General features: G+C 62.0%; 5 protein-coding genes and 2 pseudogenes. 5 read left to right on the top strand and 2 right to left on the bottom strand.

Features of this window, described 5'->3' with window-relative positions:
- From AB5Y92_RS03525 to AB5Y92_RS03515, 3 genes and pseudogenes are all read left to right on the top strand, one after another.
- Nucleotides 1-608: pseudogene (locus tag AB5Y92_RS03525) on the top strand (hypothetical protein); the annotation flags it as partial.
- A 58-nt stretch (nucleotides 609-666) separates the two neighbouring features.
- Nucleotides 667-2,361 carry a hypothetical protein gene (locus tag AB5Y92_RS03520; protein WP_368225570.1) on the top strand — a complete coding sequence of 565 codons (1,695 nt, stop codon included), beginning with the start codon at nucleotides 667-669 and terminating at the stop codon, nucleotides 2,359-2,361.
- Between the two features lie 113 nt (nucleotides 2,362-2,474).
- A complete protein-coding gene (locus AB5Y92_RS03515) occupies nucleotides 2,475-3,686 on the top strand; it encodes a Bcr/CflA family multidrug efflux MFS transporter (protein WP_368225568.1) in 1,212 nt (403 codons plus the stop codon).
- Between the two features lie 85 nt (nucleotides 3,687-3,771).
- Here the strand turns inward: AB5Y92_RS03515 and nhaD are convergent, their stop codons facing one another.
- Both nhaD and AB5Y92_RS03505 read right to left on the bottom strand, forming a co-directional pair.
- Nucleotides 3,772-5,196, bottom strand: a complete 1,425-nt coding sequence (nhaD, locus tag AB5Y92_RS03510; protein ID WP_368225566.1) for a sodium:proton antiporter NhaD — start codon at nucleotides 5,194-5,196, stop codon at nucleotides 3,772-3,774.
- A gap of 107 nt (nucleotides 5,197-5,303) precedes the next feature.
- Nucleotides 5,304-5,771, bottom strand: coding sequence for a DUF4357 domain-containing protein (locus tag AB5Y92_RS03505; RefSeq protein WP_005333716.1), 468 nt, complete (start codon nucleotides 5,769-5,771; stop codon nucleotides 5,304-5,306).
- A gap of 197 nt (nucleotides 5,772-5,968) precedes the next feature.
- On the opposite strand from AB5Y92_RS03505, the gene AB5Y92_RS03500 reads away from it, so the two are divergent.
- Both AB5Y92_RS03500 and AB5Y92_RS03495 read left to right on the top strand, forming a co-directional pair.
- Nucleotides 5,969-6,649, top strand: coding sequence for an ABC transporter ATP-binding protein (locus AB5Y92_RS03500; RefSeq protein WP_368225564.1), 681 nt, complete (start codon nucleotides 5,969-5,971; stop codon nucleotides 6,647-6,649).
- A 30-nt stretch (nucleotides 6,650-6,679) separates the two neighbouring features.
- A pseudogene (locus AB5Y92_RS03495) lies at nucleotides 6,680-7,353 on the top strand (cell division protein FtsX); the annotation flags it as partial.

Here is a 7,353-nt window from a genome sequence, read left to right as displayed (position 1 = left end):
GGCCTATGTTGATGGGGGCCTTGCTGGTGCTGCCGCTTTGGCAAAGATCAAAAAACCGCCCTGCCGCCCTCCCCCCACTCTGGACTCTCTACTGGCTCGCCCTGCTGCTCTGGACCCTGTTTGGCCAGAATCCCGACAATCCCCGCCATCTGGCCCCCGTCACCCTGCTCGGTATCGTGCTGCTGGCAGGCTGGCTGCCGCGCCGTGGCGAGGGGGTGGTCGCGGTGGCCGGATTGCTGCTGCTCGGCGTAACCTTTACCCTGCCCCGTCCACCCGCCATGGTGCAGGCAGCAAGGCTCGCAGAAAAAGCGTGTCCGGCATTGGTGACCCAGTGGGGAGTGCGGCTGCTGCGGGAGACCACAGCCTTGGCCGTCACCGATGGCTGGTACAAGGGGGATGCGGCGCTGGCATTCTCTCAGGGAGCCTGCCGCCTCAGTCGCCGCCCCATCGCCGCGAGCGAAATGCCCACTGCGGTGCGCCAGCACTGGTTTGCCCCGCGCTTTGCCGCCGAGCCCGGCCTCTGGCTCGCCATTCCCTCACTGCAGACACCCCATGGGGAAAGTGACAAGAAACACAGAAAGAACACAAAAAACCACCAAGACAACTAAAAAAGAGGGGAACAACTCGGGTACACTCACTGCGCATCCATAACAGACGAGTCTCCTTATGCGTGTAACCAGAGAGTGGCTGTGGGTTTTGTCGGTGCTGAGCGTGGCCTGTGCCCTCCTGTTGCTGCCATTCTGGCTGCGTGGCGGCAGTCAGGGCCATGATCTGTTTCACCACCTGCTCTCCGGTCACTTCTTTGCCGTGCAACTGTGGCAAGGTGAGCTCTATCCGCGCTGGTTGATGGAGATGAACGGCGCCTTTGGCAGCCCGGTCTTTTTCTTCTATCCCCCCTTGCCCTACTATGTGAGCGCACTTTTCGCCGGCCCCACCCCACTGGCCCACGAAGCGATGACGCCGCTGCTCTGGAGCAGCAGCGTGGCACTCTGGCTCTCCGGCCTGTTTGCCTATCTCTGGTTGCGCCCCTTTGCCGGCCACGGACGGGCGCTGGCGGCCAGTCTGCTCTATATGGCGCTGCCCTATCATCTGGCCATCGATATCTACGCCCGCTTTGCCCTGGCGGAGAGCTGGGCCTTCGTCTGGGCACCGCTGGCACTGCTGGCGCAGGATCGCCTCTGCCGCGGCGCCCCCTCTGCGCTACTGCTGCTCGCACTGGCCGTCTCCATGCTGACGCTTTCCCATCTACCAAGCACCCTGCTCATTCTGGGCTTGCTCACCCTGCGCAGCCTGCTGCTGGTCTGGCGCTACAAGGGGAGCACAACGCTTGTCAGTGCCCCTGTCACCGCCTCCCCGCTTATCGGCACCCTGCTGGGCCAGCTCTGGGGGTTGGCGATGGCCAGCCTGTTGCTGCTGCCCGCTCTACTGGATCAGGGGGGGATCTCCATGGAGCAGATGCGCACCGGCATGTTCGAGTTTCAGCGCAACTTTCTCGATCGTTTGCCCCAAGGCCGTGATGACTGGCGCTTTCGCGGCCATCTCGCCTGGCTGACGCTGCTCACCCTGGCTCTGCTACTGGTAGCTTGGGCTGCCGCCCGCGAGCCGCGCCATCCCGAGTTGCTGCTCTGGGGGGTCATTGGCACCCTGAGCTTTCTGATGATGCTGCCTCCAAGCGAGCCCCTGTGGCGCCTGCTCACTCCGTTGCAACTGGTGCAATTTCCCTGGCGCCTCAATCTGCTGCTGGTCATCGCTACCGTCGCCGTGGTGGCGCTGGGTACCCCCACCTATCGCCCGTGGCAGTGGGTCTGGTGGCTACTGCTTGCCCTCACCCTGCTCTCGCAGGGACTCTATGTACGCGAGGCGCCGCTCACCCAGGCTCCCGTAAAGAGTCAGCTCGACGGGGAGTTCGATAGCAAGCGCAGCGCCCGCGAATACCGGCCAAAGCAGGTGCCACGCGGCATGTTTGCCCCCACCCTGCTGGCCTGGAAAGAGGAATTCCAGCCCGCCATCACCAGCGACCATCAGGGGGTGAACTGGCAGATCCAGCGCTGGCAGCCGCGTCATATCGAATTGACGGTGGATGCCCCGGCACCCGCCAAGCTGGTCCTGCACCAGTTTGATTACCCAGGCTGGCAAGCAAGGCTCGACCAGCATCTGCCCCTTAGCGTCAGCAGCACCCGCAACGGGCTGGTGCAGGTCTGGGTGCCCGCCGGACAACACAGCCTCACCTTTACCCTCACCGCCCGCTGGCCGGAGCGGCTCGGGTACGCCATCTCATTGCTGGCCTGGCTGCTCTGGCTGGGGGGAGTGATCCGCGCAGCGCGCCCGCGTGACCGCAAGCGTGCACCCCAAGGTGGCTGAGCCGCCGGGCACCTCCCCCTTTTGAGGGGGCAGGAACGTCATGCCGAGCGGGGGCAAACCTGATAGACTCGCCCTTCTCCCTTTTTCAACCAAGGTTCACCAGCGGATACCCTATGCCCCAATCGCCAACAGCTCAGGCTGCCGCCCTCTCCCCCCGTTTCCTGTTTATCCTGCTCGGCGCTCTGGCGGGTCTGACCCCGCTGGCGGTGGATATGTATCTGCCCGCCATTCCGGCCATCGCCCGGGATCTGGCCACCAGCATCGACGGCGCCCAGCTCACCATCAGCGCCTTTTTGGGCGGCTTTGCCATCGGCCAGCTCTTTTACGGCCCGCTGGCCGACAGCTATGGCCGCAAGCCGGTGATCCTGGCGGGGCTGGTGATGTTTGCCATCGCCTCGGTGGGCTGTGCCATGGCGGACTCCCTGCCTGAATTGCTGGCCTATCGGATGTTGCAGGCGGCAGGCGGCGCGGCGGGTTCTGTGGTGGTCAATGCCCTGCTGCGCGATCTGTTCGAGAAGGATGCATTTTCGCGCGCCATGTCGTTCGTCATTCTGGTGATGACGCTCGCGCCGCTAATAGCGCCTGTGGTGGGCGGCTATATCAGTGCCCACGCCGACTGGCGGGTGATCTTCTGGCTGCTGGTGGGGATCAGCCTGCTGATCTGTCTGGTGATGCAGTGGAAAATTGAGGAGACCCTGAAACCTGAACATCGCCAACCCCTTAATCTGGGCCAGATCCTCAAGAACTACTGGGGGGTGCTCTCCCATCGCGGCGCCATGGGTTATGTGCTGTGCGGCTCCCTCTCCAGCTCCGGCATGTTCGCTTTCTTAAGCGGCTCCCCTTACGTCTATATCGAGTATTTCAAGGTGCCGACCGAGCACTACGGCTGGCTGTTTGGCCTCAATATCCTGCTGATGATGGTGGTCACCTTCGTCAACAGCCGACTGGTGAAAGGGGTGGGGGCCGAGCGGATGCTGCAATACGGTCTGCTGGTGCTACCCTGCGCGGGCGCCCTGCTGGTCTACAACGCCTGGAGCCAGACCGGCGGCCTGTGGGGCATCGTCATTCCGGTGGTACTGTTTGTCGGCCATATCAGTCTGGTGGGCGCCAACGCCATGACCGGCCTGATGGGCCACTTCCCGCAATCTGCGGGCACCGCCTCGGCACTGGCGGGCACCCTGCGCTTTGGCATCGGTGCCCTGGTCGGCATTCTGGTCAACCTCAATCCGCCCCACTCGCCACTGCCGATGGCCATTGCCATCGCCTGCTGCGGGGTGGGCTCCACCCTGAGTTACTGGCTGCTGACCGGCAAGCGAGGCGATTGATCCCCCTCCCCCTGTCAGGAAAACGAAAGAGGCTTCCGTCAACGGAAGCCTCTTTTCGTATTGGCTCGTACTGGCGCCCAGACGTTCAGAACTGGGCACTGTTGAGCCAGAGGTGCGCCCCTATGCTCACCAGATAACCGAGCAAGATGGCAGGCAGCCACTTCAGGTGGCCAAAAAAGGTATACATGCCGTGGGCCTGTCCCATCAGGGCCACCCCGGCCGCAGAGCCGATGGAGAGCAGGCTGCCGCCCACTCCGGCGGTCAGGGTCACCAGCAGCCACTGCCCCAGCGCCATGTCCGGGTTCATCGACAGCACGGCAAACATCACCGGAATGTTATCCACGATGGCCGACAAGCCCCCGATGAAGATGTTGGCCATGGTGGGATCCCCACCGGCATACAACCAGTGTGAGACCAGCTCCAGATACCCCATAAAGCCCAGCCCACCGACACACATCACCACCCCGTAGAAGAAGAGCAGGGTATCCCACTCCGCCTTGGCCACCTTGTTGAATACATCAAATGGCACCACAGAACCCAGACTGCGCAACCGCACCTCATCTCCATTGCGTTCATAGAGCGCACGCTTGCGGGCAAGGGATCGCGGCAGCGACTTGCGCAAATAGAAGCCGAAAAACTGCAGATAACCGAGCCCCAGCATCATGCCCAGTACGGGTGGCAGATGGAGGAAACTGTGGCATAGCACCGCCGTGATGATGGTCAGCAAGAACAGCGCGACGATGCGGCGGGCCCCCCGCTTGAGATCGACCACCTCGTTATCAGCCTCCGGCACATGACGCGGCACCATCAGGCTCATCAGGATGGCGGGCACCAGAAAATTGAGCAGAGAGGGAATAAGCAGGGTGAAGAACTGGCCAAATTGCACCTTATCCGCCTGCCACACCATCAGGGTGGTGATATCGCCAAAGGGACTGAACGCCCCTCCGGCGTTGGCGGCGATCACTATGTTGATGCAGGCAAGATTGACAAAACGCCGATCACCGTTGGCCACTTTCAACACGACGGCGCACATCAAGAGCGCTGTGGTCAGGTTATCTGCCACCGGCGAAATACAAAAAGCAAGCCCGCCGGTCAACCAGAACAGGGTGCGCAGGTGAAAACCGGATCGCACCAGCCAGGCGCGCAGAGCATCGAACAGCCGCCGGTCCTCCATGGCGTTGATATAGGTCATCGCCACCAGCAGGAACAGCATCAGCTCGGCATATTCCAGCAGGGTATGGCGAAATGCCTGCTCGGCGACAGGGCTCATCCCCTGCTGTGCATAGGCGATACCGATCAGGATCCAGATCACCCCGGCGGCCACCAGCACGGGTTTGGACTTGCGCAGTTGCAGATACTCTTCAGCCATCACCAGGGCGTAGGCCAAGACAAACAATCCGACACAAAAAAGTCCGATTGAGGAGGATGTCAACAGAACAGGGCCACTACTGGCATGGGCGGGAGGGATAAACAGGGACAGCAGCAAAATAACTGGGGTGAGCGCAGACATGGTCTCTTCCTTTTAGAACCATCTGGCAATGATGCTAGCACCTGGATGAAAAGAAAAATTCATCCAGGTCAATTAACGCTTAATTGGTTTGCTGTCGAAACGCGGGATTATTTCTTGCCGAAACCCGACTGCTTGAGGGTATAGCCTGCGCTGTTTTGCCAGGCATCCAGACCGCTGCGGTTATTGCCCGCCACCAGACTGGCGGCCAGACTCGGACTGTTGAACAGCTGATCGGCGGTAAAGACAAAGCCGCCCTGACTACGGGGCACTATGACCCCCTTCTCCAGCAGTTCGTGACGCAGCTCGATCACCGCTTCACGCAAAGAGGCGGCATCCTCGCCATTGGCGGTGGAACCGGCCAGCACCATAAAGCCCGGATTTTGCCGCTTGCCCACCGGATAACCGTGGGCCTCGGCCCCCTTGCCGTTGAAGTGGTAGAGCTCGCGCTCCCCCGGCCGGTTGTCGGAGAGTGCCTTTTGCAGGGTCATCAGCTCGTTGTAGATCTCGATGGGGACGACGGCAGCCTGCTTGTTGCCCTTGCTATCGATGATAAAACTGACTTGCTTGTGTAACATCCTTGCTCATCCTGTGACCCATGGAAGCCCCTATTCTAACCACCTCGGGCAAGCGGGATCCAGCGAGGATCCACTGCTCTTTTGCCGCCTTGATCACTAACTGGCACTCTTGATCAACCGTAAAGGGTGTTGATCAATGCTGGCCGTGCTAGCGTACCAAGCATGATGAAAGCCATTGACCATCAAACGGTTATCCCATGCTGACCCTGCGCAACCTCTGCAAGAGCTTCGATAACGGCAGTGAGCGACTGCCGCTGTTCCACCATCTCGATCTCGCCCTCCCCGCTGGCGAGATCACCCTGCTGCTGGGTCAAAGCGGCTGCGGCAAATCGACCCTGCTCAATCTGATCGCCGGGCTGATTGCGCCGGATGAAGGAGAGGTCTGGCTGGGGGAGACCCGGATCGACAACCGCTCACCCGACGAGCGGGCGCGCCTGCGGGGCCGCCATTTCGGTATCGTCTATCAGGATTTCAACCTGCTGCCGACCCTGAACGTGGCCGAGAATCTGACCCTGCCGCTCGCCATCAACGGTATGCCACCGGATGAGACAAAGATTGACCAGTTGCTGCACCGGCTCGATATGAGCCACAAGCGCCATGCCTGGCCGGAGCAGCTCTCCGGCGGCCAGCGACAGCGGGTGGCGCTGGCCCGCGCCCTTATTCATCAGCCCAGTTGGCTGCTCGCCGACGAGCCCACCGGCAGCCTCGATGAGCACAATGCCGAACAGGTGATGGCGCTGATGGTGGCGGCGGTGCGGGACACCGGCGCAGGCTTGCTGCTGGTGAGCCACAACCCCGCCTATGCTGCGCTGGCCGACAGAGTGCTGCGCCTCGAAGGGGGTCAACTTATCGAGCTCAAGGGACCCCGTCATGACTAAACAGCGACTGCGTCTGTCGGGGGCACGCTGATGCTGCCACTCAAAGCGCTGCTGCGCCTCTATCGCAGCCACCCCTGGTTGCTGTTGATGAGTCTGGCCGGACTGGTGTTGGGGGTGTCGCTGGTGGTGGCCATCGAGCTGCTCAATCACAGTGCCCACACCAACTTCGTCGCCGCCCGCAGCCAGCTGGCAGGGGAAGCCAACTACCGGCTGGCCCCCGCTGGCGGGCTGGATGAGCAGCTTTACGTGCAGCTGGTGACCAGCCAGCCCGCCCTCGATGCCATGCCCCAGCTCCATGGCTGGCTCAAGGATGAAAAGGGGCGCAGCTTTCAACTACTGGGAATGGATCTCTTCAACCCCGGCCCGCTGCGCCAGCTGTTTGGCGCCCAACCCACGAGCGAGCCCGCCTTCTCCCTAAATCGGACCGACAGCATCTGGCTGGCGGCCCCCGAAGCGGAGCGCCTTGGCTGGCAAGCGGGCCAGAGCCGCCGTTTTGTATTGGGCGGCAGCGATGGCGCCAGCGCCCGAACCCTGACCTTGACGCTGGCGGGCACGTTTGAACCAGGCGCCGTGCCCATGGAGCGACTGCTGATAACCGATATCGGCCTCGCCCAGCCGCTGCTGGGCAAAGCGGGTCGGCTCGATCGCATCGTCTTCAAGCTAAGCGACGCCGAGGCTCGTACCCTGCAGGCCACCCTGCAAAC

The organism is Aeromonas sp. R1-1 (assembly GCF_040908495.1).
In the GTDB taxonomy this organism is placed as follows: domain Bacteria; phylum Pseudomonadota; class Gammaproteobacteria; order Enterobacterales; family Aeromonadaceae; genus Aeromonas; species Aeromonas veronii.
The sequence above is the reverse complement of the archived record's forward strand: the minus strand, read 5'-3'. Positions and strand labels throughout refer to the sequence as shown.

Excerpts from the sequence above, each read along its gene's own strand:
- AB5Y92_RS03520 (WP_368225570.1), top strand. The coding sequence starts at position 667 with ATGCGTGTAACCAGAGAGTGGCTGTGGGTTTTGTCGGTGCTGAGCGTG.
- AB5Y92_RS03515 (WP_368225568.1), top strand. The coding sequence starts at position 2,475 with ATGCCCCAATCGCCAACAGCTCAGGCTGCCGCCCTCTCCCCCCGTTTC.
- nhaD (WP_368225566.1), bottom strand. The coding sequence starts at position 5,196 with ATGTCTGCGCTCACCCCAGTTATTTTGCTGCTGTCCCTGTTTATCCCT.
- AB5Y92_RS03505 (WP_005333716.1), bottom strand. The coding sequence starts at position 5,771 with ATGTTACACAAGCAAGTCAGTTTTATCATCGATAGCAAGGGCAACAAG.
- AB5Y92_RS03500 (WP_368225564.1), top strand. The coding sequence starts at position 5,969 with ATGCTGACCCTGCGCAACCTCTGCAAGAGCTTCGATAACGGCAGTGAG.